At 66.0% G+C, this 15110-nt stretch carries 12 protein-coding genes; 5 read left to right on the top strand and 7 right to left on the bottom strand.

The window, feature by feature from the left end; translation table 11 throughout:
• Positions 1 to 6: 6 nt before the first annotated feature.
• The 3 genes from D6B98_RS01925 to D6B98_RS01910 all read right to left on the bottom strand — a co-directional run bounded on the left by D6B98_RS01925 (position 7) and on the right by D6B98_RS01910 (position 5223).
• A complete protein-coding gene (locus D6B98_RS01925; RefSeq protein WP_164718324.1) occupies positions 7 to 1803 on the bottom strand; it encodes an ABC transporter ATP-binding protein in 1797 nt (598 codons plus the stop codon).
• Between the two features lie 336 nt (positions 1804 to 2139).
• Positions 2140 to 3726: a DHA2 family efflux MFS transporter permease subunit gene (locus D6B98_RS01920; RefSeq protein WP_126255253.1), complete on the bottom strand. Its 1587-nt coding sequence runs from the start codon at positions 3724 to 3726 to the stop codon at positions 2140 to 2142.
• Positions 3727 to 3930: 204 nt separating this feature from the next.
• Entirely contained in the window at positions 3931 to 5223 is a 1293-nt protein-coding gene (locus D6B98_RS01910) for an HlyD family secretion protein (protein ID WP_126255251.1), read from the bottom strand.
• 193 nt (positions 5224 to 5416) lie between these two features.
• Here D6B98_RS01910 and D6B98_RS01905 point away from each other — a divergent pair, with 193 nt between their 5' ends.
• Positions 5417 to 6052 (top strand): TetR/AcrR family transcriptional regulator, encoded by a 636-nt coding sequence (locus D6B98_RS01905; protein ID WP_126255250.1) that lies wholly within the window; start codon positions 5417 to 5419, stop codon positions 6050 to 6052.
• Between the two features lie 53 nt (positions 6053 to 6105).
• Positions 6106 to 6444 (top strand): DUF6665 family protein, encoded by a 339-nt coding sequence (locus D6B98_RS01900; RefSeq protein WP_126255249.1) that lies wholly within the window; start codon positions 6106 to 6108, stop codon positions 6442 to 6444.
• 90 nt (positions 6445 to 6534) lie between these two features.
• On the opposite strand, the gene D6B98_RS01895 is transcribed toward D6B98_RS01900, so the two are convergent.
• Entirely contained in the window at positions 6535 to 7740 is a 1206-nt protein-coding gene (locus D6B98_RS01895; RefSeq protein ID WP_126255248.1) for an extensin-like domain-containing protein, read from the bottom strand.
• Between the two features lie 429 nt (positions 7741 to 8169).
• Positions 8170 to 9000, bottom strand: a complete 831-nt coding sequence (locus D6B98_RS01890; protein ID WP_126255247.1) for a DUF2147 domain-containing protein — start codon at positions 8998 to 9000, stop codon at positions 8170 to 8172.
• A gap of 195 nt (positions 9001 to 9195) precedes the next feature.
• Between D6B98_RS01890 and D6B98_RS01885 the strand changes: the two genes are divergently transcribed.
• Both D6B98_RS01885 and D6B98_RS01880 read left to right on the top strand, forming a co-directional pair.
• The gene (locus D6B98_RS01885; protein ID WP_126255246.1) at positions 9196 to 9978 is read left to right on the top strand and encodes a DUF2147 domain-containing protein; all 783 of its coding nucleotides are present in this window, start codon (positions 9196 to 9198) and stop codon (positions 9976 to 9978) included.
• A gap of 312 nt (positions 9979 to 10290) precedes the next feature.
• Positions 10291 to 11706 (top strand): FecR domain-containing protein, encoded by a 1416-nt coding sequence (locus tag D6B98_RS01880; protein WP_164718398.1) that lies wholly within the window; start codon positions 10291 to 10293, stop codon positions 11704 to 11706.
• 203 nt (positions 11707 to 11909) lie between these two features.
• Here D6B98_RS01880 and D6B98_RS01875 read toward each other — a convergent pair whose 3' ends face one another.
• Both D6B98_RS01875 and asd read right to left on the bottom strand, forming a co-directional pair.
• Positions 11910 to 12461: an NUDIX hydrolase gene (locus D6B98_RS01875; RefSeq protein WP_126255244.1), complete on the bottom strand. Its 552-nt coding sequence runs from the start codon at positions 12459 to 12461 to the stop codon at positions 11910 to 11912.
• A gap of 67 nt (positions 12462 to 12528) precedes the next feature.
• Positions 12529 to 13392, bottom strand: a complete 864-nt coding sequence (gene asd / locus D6B98_RS01870) for an archaetidylserine decarboxylase (RefSeq protein ID WP_126255243.1) — start codon at positions 13390 to 13392, stop codon at positions 12529 to 12531.
• Positions 13393 to 13427: 35 nt separating this feature from the next.
• Between asd and D6B98_RS01865 the strand changes: the two genes are divergently transcribed.
• Positions 13428 to 15092 (top strand): aminotransferase class III-fold pyridoxal phosphate-dependent enzyme, encoded by a 1665-nt coding sequence (locus D6B98_RS01865; RefSeq protein ID WP_126255242.1) that lies wholly within the window; start codon positions 13428 to 13430, stop codon positions 15090 to 15092.
• Positions 15093 to 15110: the final 18 nt, after the last annotated feature.

Below are 15110 nucleotides of genomic sequence, written 5' to 3'. Positions count from 1 at the left end.
CGTGCCTCACTCCGCTGCGATCTGTCCGAGCTCCACGACCTGGCGCTCGAACAGGCCGCGATAGACGCCGTCTTGCTTGGCTGCGAGCATCGCATGCGTGCCTTGCTCGACGATCTCGCCGCGGTCGAACACCAGGATGCGGTCGAGGCTCCTCACCGTCGACAGCCGGTGCGCAATCACGATCGAGGTGCGGCCCTTCATCAGACGCTCCATCGCCTGCTGGATCAGCGCCTCCGATTCCGAATCGAGGCTCGACGTCGCCTCGTCCAGGATCAGCACCGGCGCGTCCGCCAGGAACGCACGCGCCAGCGCCACGCGCTGCCGCTCGCCGCCCGACAGTTTCACCCCGCGCTCGCCGACCAGCGTGCCGTAGCCCTTCGGCAGGCGCAGGATGAAGTCGTGCGCGTTCGCCAGCCGCGCCGCCTGCTCGATTGCCTCCAGGCTGGCACCGGGCCGGCCATACGCGATGTTCTCCGCAAGCGAACGGTGAAACAGGATCGGCTCCTGCTGCACGATCGCGATCTGGCTGCGCAGCGATTGCTGCGTGGCGCGCGCGATGTCCTGCCCGTCGATCAGCACGCGGCCACCGCTGACGTCGTAGAGCCGCTGCACCAGCTTGACGAAGGTGGTCTTGCCGGAGCCGGAGCGGCCGACCAGGCCGACGCGCTCGCCGGCGCGGATCCTGACCGACAAGCCGTCGTACAGCGGCGCACGGTGGCCGCCATAGTGGAACGTGACGTCGTCGAACGCGATCTCGCCGCCCTCGATCGCGATCGGCCGCGCATCGGACGCATCCGCAATCCCGATCGGCTCGTCATGGATCGCCACCAACTCATCCATGTCGTTGACCGAGCGCTGGAGGTTGTTGATGTGCATGCCGACGTCGCGCAGATAGGCATGGATGACGTAATAGCTCGTCAGCACATAGGTGACGTCGCCGGGCGAGGCATGCCCGGACATCCACAGCAGCACCGAGCCGCCGATCACGGACCCGCGCAAGCATAACAGCAGCGAGAGCTGCGCCATGGACGTGTAGTTGTAGCGAAACCAGGTCCGCCGCACGCGCACCCGCCAGCGGTTGATGACGCGGGCGAGCCGCGCCTCTTCGCGCATTTCGGCGCCGAAGGATTTCACCACCGCATTGCAGGTCAGCGCGTCCGCCAGCGTGCCGCCGACCTTGGTGTCCCAGGCATTGGAGACGCGTGCGGCCGGCGCGATGTAGCGGGTCGAGAACACCACCGTGGTGATGACGTAGAGAATTGCCCCGATCGCGATCACGAGGCCAAGCGAGGCCCAATGCACCCCGAGCAGGATCATCGAGCCGACCAGCACCAGAAGCGAGGGCGCCAGCGCCATCAGGATGGTGTCGTTGAGCAGGTCGAGCGCCCACATGCCACGGGTGATCTTGCGCACCGTGGAGCCTGCAAAGGAGTTCGCGTGCCAGTCGGTCGAGAAGCGCTGCACGCGCGTGAACGCGTCCTGCGCGACGTCGGACATGATCTTGAGCGTGAACGGCACGATCGCCTGCAGGCCGACGAGCCGCAGCACCATCGAGGCCGCGCCCAGCGCCACGATGGCGCCGAATGCCGCCAGCGCCGCGTGGCGCGCCTCGAGATCCGATGGGCCGCGCGTCAACGCATCGACCAGGTGTCCCGAGAACACCGGCATGAACAGATCGGCGACCGTCGCACCCAGCAGGCCGCCGGCCACGATCAGGCCGCGCCCCGGTTGCTTCAGCCAGTGCCGGAACACGAAGGGCAGCACCACCCGAATGGCGGCGGGTTTCTTGGACAGAGCGGTCATGACATCATCCGGCCGCACGCGCGGGCCGGCTCCATCGATGGACGCAGGCCGGCCACGAGGGCCGAAACGGCGTCACTCAAAACTGACTTTGACTTGGGAAGCGGAGCGATCGGGACGCCTGGTCGAAACCTTGGCCCAATCGAAGCTGGCGGAAGAGGCCTCTAGCAGGCCGCGTACATACCGAACCAGATCATCATCGAGCGCGGGCGTACGATCTGCGAATGCGACGAAATCATGCAAATCCCTCCCGGTTCGATTGAATGAGGTGCGCTTTATAGATGTGTCGCTCGCGCTTTGCAACGGGCCGGGCGCGAGATCACGGATGAGTGTTGCAAATTAGTGCGCATCGCCCCCGGCACCGAACGGCGACGGCGGCCTCTTCAGCAGCATCACCAGCAAGCTGAGAGCGAGATAGAACAGCGTCAGGATGAAGAAGGCATCGCCGAAGCTCATCACCACGGCCTGGCGATGAACCAGCTGGGAAAGCTGCTTCATGGCCATCAGCGTGGAATCGCCAAGTCCCTGAAACTTCTGCATGAACATGCTCAGGGTTTCGGTGGCGGTCGCGTTGCCCCAGGTCACGCGCTCCTGCAGGCGGGCGATGTGCAGGTCGGTGCGGTCGTTGAGCACGGTGTTGATGACGGCGAGGCCGAGCGCGCCGCCGAGATTGCGCATCAGGTTGAACAGCCCGCTCGCGTTCTTCACCTTGTCAGGTGGCAGCGTGCCGAGTGCGACGTTGTTGGTCGGGACCATCGCGAACATCATGCCGACGCCACGCAGGATCTGCGGCACCAGCAGTTCATAGAAATCGTAGTCCCGCGTCATCCAGGTCATCTGGTAGGAGCCGAGCGCGAACACGACGAGGCCGAACGCGATCATGTAGCGCATGTCGACTTTCGCCATGAGCCGGCCGACCAGCGGCGCGACCAGGAACATGGTGATGCCGGAGACGAACATGGTGTCGCCGATCATCAGCGCGCTGTAGCCGCGCACCTCGGCGAGATAGCGCGGATAGATGTAGGTCAGGCCATAGAGCCCAATGCCGATGCAGAACTGCAGCGTGCAGCCGACAGCGAAATTGCGGTCGGTGAAGGTGCGCAGATTGACGATCGGCTCGGCCGCGGTGAAGACGCGCCAGAAGAAGGCGATCGCCGAGAGCCCGCAGATCCAGGCGCAGATCGCCACCGAAGTGTCCTGCATCCATTCATATTGCGGGCCTTCCTCCAGCACGTATTCCAGCGTGCCGAGAAAGCCGGCCATGAACAGGAGGCCCCACCAGTCGAAGCGGTCGAGCAGCTCGAAATGCGGCTCGTCGAAATCGACCAGCGCCAGCACGCCGACGGTGATGCCGATGCCGGGCACGACGTTGATGAAGAACAGCCAGTTCCACGACATCAGGTCGGTGATGTAGCCGCCGACCGTCGGTCCGATCGTGGGTGCGAGGGTCGCGACCAGCCCGATGATGGGGCCGACGATGTGGAATTTCGATCGCGGGAAGACGGTATAGGCCGAGGCGAACACCGTCGGGATCATGCCGGCGCCCAAGAAACCTTGCAGCGCGCGCCAAAGGATCATCTCCTCGATGGTGGTGGCAAAGCCGCAGAGCAGGCTCGAGGCGGTGAAGCCGGCCGCCGAGATCGCGAACAACAGCCGCGTGCCGAAGGCGCGCGACAGGAATCCCGACAACGGAATCGCGATCACCTCGGCGATCAGATAGGCGGTTTGAACCCACGAGACTTCGCTGGAGCTTGCCGACAGGCCGGCCTGGATCTCGCTGAGGGACGCCGAGACGATCTGGATGTCCAGGATCGACATGAACATCCCGAACACCATGATGATGAAGGCGAACAGCCGCTTGGGCGCGATGCGCTCCGATGCCGGGTCCGCCATCATGGCAGGTGAAGCGGTGGTGGAGTCTGCCATCGTGTCAGCTCGGGCTGGAGCACGCTGCGGGGTCGGTGCACCTCTCCCGCTTGCGGGAGAGGTCGGCGCGTAGCGCCGGGTGAGGGTTCTCTCCGCTTAGGGACTGTCCCATTGCGGAAGCACCCTCTCCCCAGCCCTCTCCCGCAAGCGGGAGAGGGAGCGCACCTGCATTTGCGGCTGCAGAGCGATTCATGTCACCGCATCCTACTGCGGATGGACCGCGGGATCGTCGAGATCGACCTCGCTGTCGGCGTCGGCCGCGCCCTTGTTGGTGTCGACGGTGGCATAGACCGACATGCCGGCACGGAGCAGGTTCTGCTTCGCTACCGACTTCGGCACGCGGATGCGGACCGGCACGCGCTGCACGATCTTGGTGAAGTTGCCGGTGGCGTTGTCGGGCGGCAGCAGCGTGAACACCGAGCCCGCGCCCGCCGCGATGCTGTCGACCACGCCGGAGAACTTGCGCATGCCGTAGGCGTCGACCTTGATCGTCACCGGCTGGCCGGGACGGATGCGCTTGAGCTGCGTTTCCTTGAAATTGGCGTCGATATAGACGTCGTCCAGCGGCACGATGTTGCCGAGGCGCTGACCGACCGCGACGAAGTCGCCGGTGTTGACCAGGCGATTGGAGAACGTGCCGTTGACCGGTGCACGCACCGCCGTGAAGCTGAGATCGCGCTCCGCCTTGACGAGCGTGGTCTTGAGCTCGGTGAGCTGGGCCTGCGCTTCGGCCTGCTGCGCCTTGGCGACATCGACATTGCTGACGGCAACGTCGTAGGCCGCCTGCGCGGCCTTGACCGCGGCGGCGCCCTGGTCGCGTCCGGCTTCCGAGCTCTCGAACACTGCACGCGAGGCAAACCCCTTGGTGCTCAGCGCCTGCTGGCGCTCGTAATCGAGATCGGCGCGCTTGAGGCCCGCTTCGGCCGAGACGAGCTGGGCCTTGGCCTGCGCGACCTGGCTGTCGAGCGCGGCGACCTGGCGGCCGATGCGATCGATGGTGGCCTGCTGGGTCGCGATCTTCGTTGCTGCCGCATCGACCGCGATCTTGTAGTCGCCGTTGTCGATGCGCAGGACGACGTCGCCGGCGCGTACCGGCGTGTTGTCGCCGGCGAGGATCGCGGCGACGTGTCCGGAAACGCGCGCGCCCAGCATGGTGTTGTTGGCGCGGACGTAGGCGTCATCGGTGGAGACGTAGAAGCGGCCGACCAGCGTGTAATAGCCGGCATAGCTCGCGGCGGCGAGCGCGAGCGCCAGACCGACGCCCATCAGGACGAATTTGCGCTTGCCGGATTTGGGAGAACCGGCGACGGGTGCGGCCGGCTTGTCGGCCACGGGCTTCTCCGGCGCCTCGGCAGGGCGGCGCTTGGCCTCCTCGGCCTTTTGATCGCGCAGTTGCTCGGCAAGCGGAGCAGAGTTCTCGATCGCAGCGTTACCGGCGGCGTGCTCCGCCGCTTCCTGGCGAAGGACTCGCGCAGCCTGGTCTCTCGATGCCGCCATCAAGGCCTCCCAAAAAGGCGATCGAGGACGGCCGGCCCGAAGCCCCATTTCCTGTCGCTGATCTCAAATATCATTGACCGAACGGTTCGGTCAATCTATATAATAGTTCCGAGTGGGACCCTACTGGTCCGAATCCTTATTTGCATCTCACCGTTCAGCACCTTGTCCAGAAAACTTCCGAGACCCTAAACCAATGGTTGTAGCCGACCGCGACCATCTGCACGTCATCCAGGAGGAGGACGGCTCCAAACGTCGTCAGATCCTGGACGGTGCCCGCAAGGTGTTCATGAAACTCGGCTTCGACGGCGCCAGCATGGGCGAGATCGCGCGCGCGGCGCAGGTCTCCAAGGGCACGCTCTACGTTTACTTCGCCGACAAAACCGCGCTGTTCGAGGCCATCCTCGAGCAGGAGGCGCTACAGCACGGCCAGGTCGTGTTCAATTTCGATCCCGCGCGCGATGCCGAGACCACGTTGAAGGAATTCGGCCTCGCCTATCTTCATCTGGTCTGTCGGCCCGGTGGCGGATCGGCGATCCGTACCGTGATGGCGATCGCCGAGCGCATGCCCGATGTCGGTCGCCGCTACTATGCGCGCGTGCTGGACAAGAGCATCAACCTCCTTTCCGGTTATCTCAACGCCCGCGTCGCCTCGGGCGATCTCAGGATCGACGATTGCGATCTTGCCGCCTCCCAGTTCATGGAGCTTTGCAAGGCCTCGCTCTTCCTGCCCTTCGTGTTCCAGGCCGCCCCCGCACCGTCGGAACAGCGCATGAGCGAAGTGGTCGGCAGCGCGACGCGGATGTTCCTGGCGGCCTATAAGGCGACGTGACGGCAGCGGGCCGCGCGTTGCGCGGGCCGGTACGGCAGCATTATATTGCGGTCATGCCTCGTGATCTTCGCCCGCCGGTCGATATCCTCCATTATGAGATCGTCCAGGAACAGGCCTCGGCGCTCGGACGGATGGGCCGCACGCTCGAGCAGGCGCTGGCGCGTTTGCGCGAATTTGACGCCGCCCACGCCGCCACGGGAACTGCAGCCTCGATGCAGCCGGCCAGACGCAAGCTGGTGCTGGAGGCCGGCGAGGCGCTCTGGATGTTCGTGGTGCAGCGCGAGGCGTCCGGCTTGCGCGACAGTCGCCATATCATGCGCACCTACAACGTCCCGGGCGAGGTGCAGCGCTGCATGGGGTTGGCCCCTGCACCGTCGAAAACAGGCTCGTAGGATCGTAGCCTGCAGGGAGCGAAGCGGAATGCGGGGACGATTGTCCCGGACTGCGCTTCGCTCCATTTCGGCCACGGGTGAAACGCGCCGCTATTCGTCGATGTACTCGTCTTCCTCGCGCTTGCGCGCCATGCTCTTGCGCGCACCGAGCGAGCCGGTGACGGATTGATCGCGCGCATTGGCATAGGGACTGCGCGACTGCGCACGCGCGGCGACCTCCTCGCCGGACACGGCGGCGGGCTGGCAGATCAGGCGGCGACTGGCACGGCGCATCAGATCGACGTGGATGTGATCGTAGTGAAAGACGTTCGAGCCAGGCGCGAGAACGGTGGTGAAATGCGCGCAGGCGCCCGATTGCACGTCGCGCAGGAAACCCTGCTCCTCCGGCATGCCGCGCCAGCCGTCCTTGATGGTGACGCGGCGTCCGTCGGCGAGCACGAAGGCGGAGATGTCGAGCGCGTTGCCGAAGGCGTGTTCGGAGATGTGAGCACGCGAATTGCCGTTCATGCCGCGGCAGGAATAGGCGGAGATCTGCTTGATCTCGGCGACCCGCACGCCGAACCAGCGCATCGCCGAAGGCTGCACGGTGTCGGCAAGCCAGCGATCGAGCTCGGACACGATAGGGCAGGCCAGCGTCGCGGTCGGCTTGATCGCGACGGGTCCGACGGCCGTGACGGAATTGCCCTGCGCGGGGCCGAGGCGCGGCAGCGGTTGCGGCGCAGGCGCCTGCGAGTAAGGCGCCGGCCGGGCCGGATAGCTCGGCGCATTCATGTAGCGCGCCGCGCCCGCGGCATCGGTGCCATCGGGCGGCAGGTCGATCTCGTCCTCCTGCGCCGCCACGCCCGGCGCGTTCAGCGACATCGGCCCGGACGAAGCACCGTAGCCGGCGGGTTGGCGCACCGCGCTTTCGGGATAGTTCGGCCGTTGCGGAATGGACGACGCCGGGTAATTCTGACTCTGCGGATAATTCGACCGCGGCTGCGCCACCGGCCAACGCGGCTGGCCGCCGATGCTGCCGGGCGGGCGCAGCTGCTCGTCGGCAAAGCCGTAGCTGCCCGAGGCTTCGCCGATGGCCGCGACCTTCAGCGGAAACTCGGCGCCGCACATGCCGGGCCCGGAAATCGGGTCGATGCGGACGAGATCCGGCCCCTCTTTCACCGCGCCCGATTTCAGGCATGCGGCTTCCGCCTCGGCCCGCCACGGTTCACGTTCGGCCTGGAAGAAGCCGCGTCCGCAACCCGCTAGCGAAACAAGGACGATGGAGCCGACGAGATACAAACGAACTCCGCGCGTCATGCACGCACGTTCGATGAATTTACTTAAAGACTCTTCAACACGTTGATTTCAGTGTTCTTTAACCATGCGGGTTCGCCCGGGCCGAACCTCGGGCAGAACCGAGCGACAGCAGGGCTGACTTTATCTGGACGAGACTCTCTGTTAACCATGATGCACGCGCGCAGACTGGCGCGCGTGGAGGGAGCGACCTCATGACGTTCGCCGGGAAACTGAGCGTAGTCACCGCCTACCTCGCCATGGCCTTCGTCGGCGCCATCGTGCTCGGCATGATCTAGCAGCTCATCAAGCGCATCGAAGGCGGCTCCCCTCTCCGCTTGTGGGAGAAGATGGCGCGTAGCGCCGGATGAGGGATTCTATCCTCGCGCGCCGGCGTTCGCTGAGACAGACCCTCACCCTGCAAGAAGATGAAAGAGACAATTCGGCGCGACGCTACGACCGTGCACTCCACTGCCGCGAGGTCGTGATCAGTTGCTCGCGCGGCGCCTCGACCCGCGTCCAGTCGTTGCCGGAGCACCAGAAACGCCAAAGCGCACAGGCCTCGACGTGCAGCCTGCCGGATCTCTTCAGGGTCATGGTCGCGTAATAGGTGTTGCCGCTGGAGCGGCTGTAGATGCTGCCGGTCCAGACCTCGTGCGATTTCGGCTTCATGTTGACGAGCACGCTCTCGCCCCGGTTAGACGCCTCGGTCAACGCGTAACCGCAAAGTGCGGGCCCGCAGCGCTCGATGCGGACCGTGCCTTTGGCGCCTCGGCTCTCCCATTCGCCGAGCGGCGTATGGGCCTGCTCGTCGTCGTTGCGCTGTGCGACCGCCGCGGTCTGCTTGATCTCGGGGCCCGGGACAGGCGGGTGCTCCATGCGCGGCAGATCGGAATCCGGCGCCTCAGCTCTTGGTGACTCTGGTCTCGGTGCCTGCGGCGGCACGACGGGCTGCGATGTCGTGGCGGCCAGCGTCGGTGCTGGAGCAGCCGGCGGCGGCGCGACCACGGTCGCCGGCGGCGGGCAAACCGAGATGGCCGGAGCGACCGGCGACGTCCGGGCAATCGGCGCCGGCGGCGGGACCGGCCTCGTCGCGGCGTCTTCCACCGGCCGCAAGCCGCGATGGGACGAGATCGACACGCAGGATGTGGATCGGCACGTCCTGGGCGCCTCGACATGGAAGCGATGGCCGCCAATCGAGATGGAATAGGAACCGGCCTCGGCCGCCGGCGCGATCGCCATCAGCGCGATCAATGTGCCAAGCGAAGTCGCAAGCCGCTGCATCGCCCTCTCCCTCAATGTCGCGACGACCTTACGCAGAGGAATTGCGGCTGAATGTGCGCTGCCTCACCCAAAGGGCGCGCCGCCGTTGTGACCCCCGTCACAGAACACCGGGCCGGTCCGGCATAGGGTCGAACCACGCTTCATCCACCGGCGACTTCAGTCCAAATCGGGACCGCGCCATTTTCGGAGGTTGTCATGAACAAGCTCACCGTCGCCGCCACCGCGCTCTTCCTGGCCTCGACCGCCGCCCACGCCGGCGGCAATACGATCTCGTTCCAGATCGAGGGCCAACACATCCGAATCGAGACGCCGCGCAACTGCGCCTCGCTCAACTGCGTGACCATCGTCGCACCGGGCCTGTCGGACAAGCCGATCAAGCTGAACAACATCAACATCAAGGGCCTCGGCGGCTCCAAGGATGATGACGTCGACACCACGCCGGCTCCGGCCACGACCGCGCAGCCCGCGCCGGCTCCGGTGCAGCAGCAGCCCTTGCCGCAGGCGCCGGTTCAGGCGACCGCACCGGCCGCGCCAATTGTTACCCCCGCCGCGCCCGCGTCGACCGTTGCCGCCGCGCCGTCCGTCGATACGACGACGCAGCCCGCGCCCGCAGCGCCTGCTCCCGTTGCTGCGCCTGCTCCGGTGGCGGCAACTCCCGCTCCGGCTCCGGTGGCCGCCGCGCCTGTGGCCGCACCGACCTCGCCGATCGGCGTGTGGGCGACCGAAGAGGGTAAGGGCAATGTCCGCGTCGAGCAGTGCGGCGCCAATCTGTGCGGCTATGCCGAGAAGACCAACGAGCGCATCCTGATCAACATGAAGCCCGAGGGCTCGAAGTGGAGCGGCCGCATCCGCGATCCCAATTCCGGCCGCAACTACGACTCGACCATCGCGATGAAGGGCCCGAATGCGATGCGCGTGCAGGGCTGCGCCTTCGGCGGCATGTTCTGCGGCGGCCAGACCTGGAAGCGCGTCAGCTGACGCGCGATTGACATCCACATACTCATTCTGATCCCGGCCGGTGCAAACATCGACCCGGGATCTTCGCGCTGCAGCTCTCTCTTCCCTCACCCTGAGGAGCCTGCGCAGCAGGCGTCTCGAAGGACGAGGCCCGGATAGCCGGGCCTGCATGGTTCGAGACGCGCGCAAGGGCGCGCTCCTCACCATGAGGGGATAGATCGCCGTTGAATGTTCGTCCCTCCCACACGACACGTTCATCCGCCATTCAGGTCCCCCCGGCTGAAATCGGCCGATCTCGCCTCGCGTTCTCACCGGGACTTCCTCGTGACATCAATGCTGGCTTGGCGCCGCTTCGTGTTCGCGCTTGCGCTGCTGGCATTGCCGCTGGCAGGCGGCGGCGTGGCGCATGCAGCCGATGCAATCGAGCTTGCTCAGGTGCAGCCGCAGGGCCAACCGGCGCCAGCACCTGCCCCAACGCCCTCGACCTCACCGACGCCGGCTACGGACGCACAAACCACCGCCGTCGAACCGATCGGCAACGTCGCGACCGTCACGGGGATCGCGACCGTGATCCGCGACAAGAACTCCTATCCTTTGCGCGTGCGCGACGACATTTATCTCAACGACGTCGTGCAGACCTCGTCGAACTCCTCGCTCGGCATCACCTTCAGCGACGCGACCACGTTCAATCTCTCCGCCAGCTCCAAGATCACGGTCGACAATTACGTCTACGAGGACGGCGGCAGGCAGAACTCCGGAATCTTCGACATAGGCAAGGGCACGGTCGCCTTCGTTGCGGCGGCAGTGGCGAAGACAGGCAACATGAAGATCACGACGCCCACGGCGACGCTCGGCATCCGCGGCACCACCGGCGTCGTCGAGGTGCCCGAAGGCGCGGCCGCGAGCGGCGGGCGCAACGTCAACATCAAGCTCTATCCCGACGCCGACGGCCGCGTCGGTCACATCGACGTCGACGACCGCACCAGCGGCACGCGCCTAGGCGCGCTGACGCAAGGCGCCAGCGGCTTCGCGATCCGTCCTGGCGCGGGCGGCATGCGCTTTGCCGCGGTGCCGATCACGATTCCCGCACGGCAGATCGCGCGCGACCGCGGCTTCGTCAGCCAGGTCCATCTGGCGCAGACCACGGGACGCCAGATCGTCACCGAGCAGCGCGACTTCCGCCGCGCCAATCCAGGCGCGCTCAGCCGCATCCCGCGGCCGGCGCAACCGCCGCAGCAACAGCAATTGCGGCCGACCGCGCCCGGACAGCAGCCGCAGCGCCCGAACGGCCAGAACAACCGTCCGGGTCAGCAGCAGCCGGGCGCGCCGGGCCGGCAAGGCGCCCAGCCGCCGCAGCGGCAAGGCGGCGCGGTGCAGCCGGGCAACCCACGCGCGGGCCACGGGCCGCAGCGAGGCCAGCAGCAACAGGATCAGCCGCAACCCGGTCAGCAGCAAGGTGCCGGACGTCCAAGTGCACCGCGCACGGGACAGGGCACGGCTCCCAACGGCAGGCAGCAAACCCAGCCGCCGCGCGGTGGACGAATTCAGCCCGGAGGAATCGCCCCACCGCAGTCGCCGAACACACAGCCGCAACTGCCGCGCACCGGCATGCAACCGGGCCAGCCGTCCGCGGCTCAACCGCCAAGCTTGCAGCGCCCCGGCGGATTCCAGCAGCGCCTCCCGGCCGCACAGCGCCCGGCAGTTCCGCGCAAGCCGGCGCCAGCCCCGAAGGAGAAGGATCGGCGGTGACAGTGCCGCTCCTCGCCTGAGGAGCTTGCGTCTCGCAGGACGAGGCCACAGTCGGGCCGCATGGTTCGAGACGCGCGCGATGCGCTCCTCACCATGAGGGTCAACGTCGAGCACGCCGCTCTCTCCTCCGTGGAGGGAGCTCAGGCTCTTACAGCCTATCAACTCGCGGATGTCTCCGAACCGCAAGCAGCGCGCTCCAGACTTCACGCCTCGCCGCGCAGCCAGGCCTTCACCTTTTGCAACAGGCCGTGCCGCAACTCCTCGACGGAGACGGCTTCGGCGGGTGTCAACGTCTGCAAGGCCGCATCGATGTCATCGGCCGATTGCGCCGGCGATGGCGCCAGCCCTGCTGCGGCAAGCGCGATGGGGCCGGTCTGGGTCAGGAACGCGCGTTCATATTCGCGCGACAGCCGCCCGATCGCATCGTCCAGCGAGAGCCAGTCAACCGCCTTGATGTCGTTCGTCAGCTTGCGGACCGGCCCGCCCTCGGCCTCCATGCGCCAGAAATGCACGACCTTCACGCGTCCGCCGGACTGGTAGGCGAGCGTGCCGAGGAATTCATGCACGGCGACGTCGTGGCCGGTCTCCTCCAGCACCTCGCGATGCGCGGCCTCTTTCGGCGTCTCGCCGTCGTCGAGCTTGCCCTTGGGCAAAACCCATTCATTGCGCTTGCGCTGACGCACGACCGCGATCAGCGGCGTCGAACCACGCCGCAGCACGATACCACCCGCCGCCATCACCGGCGCCCGCGCCATCACCAAATCCGTCGTCGTCGAATCGTCCCCACCGACGATATAGGCGGCGGGGACGGCGGATTGAAGGCTACTTTCTTCTGAGCAGCGCCTGGCCGGCACGGATGCGCGTGCCCTCGGCGATACCGTCGCAAAAGTTGAAATCGCCGGGCGCCAGGATGATGATGGTCGAGCCGTGCTCGAACCAGCCGAGCTCCTCGCCCTTGGCCGCCTTGACGTCGCAGGGAAAATTGACCGGGCCGCGCGTCTGCGCGTTCAGCACCCTATCGAGGAAATGCAACCGGATGCTCGCGACCAGGATCGCGGCGACCGGCACCAGCGTCACCGCCTCGCCGGTCGAAAGATGCGTGCGGATCACCGCGCGCTCGTTCTTGCAGAACAGCCGCTCGACCCGCTTCAGGGCGATCGGGTTGACGTTCCAGACGTCGCCGTGGATCAGCGTGACGCCCTCGATCTGCGCGTCATAGGGCGCATGGAAGCGGTGATACATGCTCGAGGTCAGCCGCAGCGTGACGAAGCTGCCGTTGCGGTGCTGGTCGACCAGCGCGGAATCGCCGACGAGGTCGAGCAGCGAATAGGGCGCGCCCTTGACCTGAAACAGCTCGGTGTCGGCGATCCTGCCATGAGCGCCGACGATGCCGTCCGACGGGCTGGCGACGATGGAAGGATCCGGATCGAACGGCCGCAGGCCCGGCTTCAGCTCCCGCGTAAAGCAATCATGCAGACTCCTGAAATGGGTCTTCTTCGCCTCCGACAGATCGAGGTCGGAGAACAGCTTCCACAGCGCGATCGAGACGTCCCGCACGAAGGGATTCTCGATCTTGGAGAACCAGCCCATGAAGCGGGTCAGCGCCGCGCGGGGGATGCGGTTGGTCAACAGGAAGTTGATGTCTTCCTGCTGGGTGAAAGAGGCGATGAGGGCTTTGACTGTCATGAATCTGTCAGCTCACAGTATTAGCGCTTGTTGTCATGGAAACGACACTCCCGATTCTCTCGATGTCCGTGGCCGCCGCAGCGTCCGCTGCCGCCGTCTTCCCTAAGATCAAGGCGCGGATCGAGTTGTCCCGCGCCAAGCACCGCTCGCTCGCCGGACACTCCAAGATGTCGCGGCGGGTGGCAAAGCTGCTCCCGTTCTACGAGTTCGGAGAGAACGACTACTTCGCGTGCGACGGCGCGCCGGCGGACATCGCCGCGCAGCGCAAGGACGGCTTCTTCCGTCTCGCCGCCCTCTACGCCGAGCGCTACCCGAAGGGCCGCGCGATGACGAAGGAGGCCGCGGACAAGATCTCCGACCTGAACTTCACCGAGAGCTACCGCGTGCCGTTCCAGTTCTCGCGCCTGGTCCGCGAGCATCTGGGCACCTCGACCTTCGTGGCATCCTCCAGCGGCGTCACCGTCACCGATGTCGACGGCAACACGTCGCACGATCTCACGGGGTCCTACGGCGTCAACATCTTCGGCAACGACTTCTACAAGGAGTGCATCGAGGGTGCCGAGAAGCGCGCGCATGCGCTCGGCCCGGTGCTCGGCCCCTACCATCCCGTCATCCTCGACAACGTGCAGCGGCTCTGCCGGATCTCCGGCCTCGACGAGGTCTCGTTCCACATGTCCGGCACCGAAGCCGTCATGCAGGCGGTGCGGCTGGCGCGCTACCATACCAAGCGCACGCATCTGGTTCGTTTCGCCGGCGCCTATCACGGCTGGTGGGGCGACGTGCAGCCCGGCGTCGGCAACCCGATTCCCGCGCACGAGACCTACACGCTTGCCGAGATGTCGGAGAAGACGCTGCACGTCCTGCGCACGCGCAAGGACATCGCCTGCGTGCTGGTCAATCCGCTGCAAGGCCTGCACCCCAACGCCAACGCGCCCGGCGATTCCGCGCTGGTCGATTCCTCCCGCGGCGGCAATTTCGACCGCGCCGCTTACACCGAATGGCTGAAGAAGCTGCGTGAGGTCTGCGACCAGCGCGGCATCGTGCTGATCTTCGACGAGGTCTTCGTCGGCTTCCGTCTCGCCGCCGGCGGCGCCCAGGAATATTTCGGCGTCAAGGCCGACATGGTGACCTACGGCAAGAGTCTCGCCGGCGGCCTGCCGGTCGGCGTGGTCTGCGGCAAGCGCGAGCTGATGCGCCGCTTCCGCGACGACCGTCCCGCCGATATCTGCTTCGCCCGCGGCACGTTCAATTCGCATCCCTATGTCATGACGGCAATGGACGAGTTTTTGAGCCGGCTCGCCAGCCCGAACTTCCGCGCCATCTATGACGGGCTGGAAGAAACCTGGAACGGCCGCGTGCAGAAGCTCAACCGGATGATGGAGGACGCCGACCTGCCGGTGCGGTTCGCCAACTTCTCCTCGATCTGGACGGTGAAATACACGACGCCCTCCCGCTACAATTGGATGCTGCAATATTATCTGCGTGCCGAAGGTCTGGCGCTGAGCTGGGTCGGCACCGGCCGGCTGATCTTCAGCCTGAACTACACCGACGCCGACTTCGCCGAAGTCGCCGAACGCGTCGTCCGCGCGGCCGCGAAGATGAAGGCCGACGGCTTCTGGTGGCACGACGGCGTGCTCACCAACAAGCAGATCAAGCGGCAGATTCTGAAAGAGATGCTGGCCAAGCGTCTTGGGCGCTGAGGCCACATACTCCGAAGC

The sequence above is a fragment of the Bradyrhizobium sp. LVM 105 genome (assembly GCF_003957705.1).
Lineage (GTDB): Bacteria > Pseudomonadota > Alphaproteobacteria > Rhizobiales > Xanthobacteraceae > Bradyrhizobium > Bradyrhizobium frederickii.
Note: the sequence above shows the minus strand (reverse complement) of the source record. Positions and strands in the feature narration are given on the sequence as shown.

Excerpts from the sequence above, each read along its gene's own strand:
- D6B98_RS01925 (WP_164718324.1), bottom strand. The coding sequence starts at position 1,803 with ATGACCGCTCTGTCCAAGAAACCCGCCGCCATTCGGGTGGTGCTGCCC.
- D6B98_RS01920 (WP_126255253.1), bottom strand. The coding sequence starts at position 3,726 with ATGGCAGACTCCACCACCGCTTCACCTGCCATGATGGCGGACCCGGCA.
- D6B98_RS01910 (WP_126255251.1), bottom strand. The coding sequence starts at position 5,223 with ATGGCGGCATCGAGAGACCAGGCTGCGCGAGTCCTTCGCCAGGAAGCG.
- D6B98_RS01905 (WP_126255250.1), top strand. The coding sequence starts at position 5,417 with ATGGTTGTAGCCGACCGCGACCATCTGCACGTCATCCAGGAGGAGGAC.
- D6B98_RS01900 (WP_126255249.1), top strand. The coding sequence starts at position 6,106 with ATGCCTCGTGATCTTCGCCCGCCGGTCGATATCCTCCATTATGAGATC.
- D6B98_RS01895 (WP_126255248.1), bottom strand. The coding sequence starts at position 7,740 with ATGACGCGCGGAGTTCGTTTGTATCTCGTCGGCTCCATCGTCCTTGTT.
- D6B98_RS01890 (WP_126255247.1), bottom strand. The coding sequence starts at position 9,000 with ATGCAGCGGCTTGCGACTTCGCTTGGCACATTGATCGCGCTGATGGCG.
- D6B98_RS01885 (WP_126255246.1), top strand. The coding sequence starts at position 9,196 with ATGAACAAGCTCACCGTCGCCGCCACCGCGCTCTTCCTGGCCTCGACC.
- D6B98_RS01880 (WP_164718398.1), top strand. The coding sequence starts at position 10,291 with ATGCTGGCTTGGCGCCGCTTCGTGTTCGCGCTTGCGCTGCTGGCATTG.
- D6B98_RS01875 (WP_126255244.1), bottom strand. The coding sequence starts at position 12,461 with ATGGCGCGGGCGCCGGTGATGGCGGCGGGTGGTATCGTGCTGCGGCGT.
- asd (WP_126255243.1), bottom strand. The coding sequence starts at position 13,392 with ATGACAGTCAAAGCCCTCATCGCCTCTTTCACCCAGCAGGAAGACATC.
- D6B98_RS01865 (WP_126255242.1), top strand. The coding sequence starts at position 13,428 with ATGGAAACGACACTCCCGATTCTCTCGATGTCCGTGGCCGCCGCAGCG.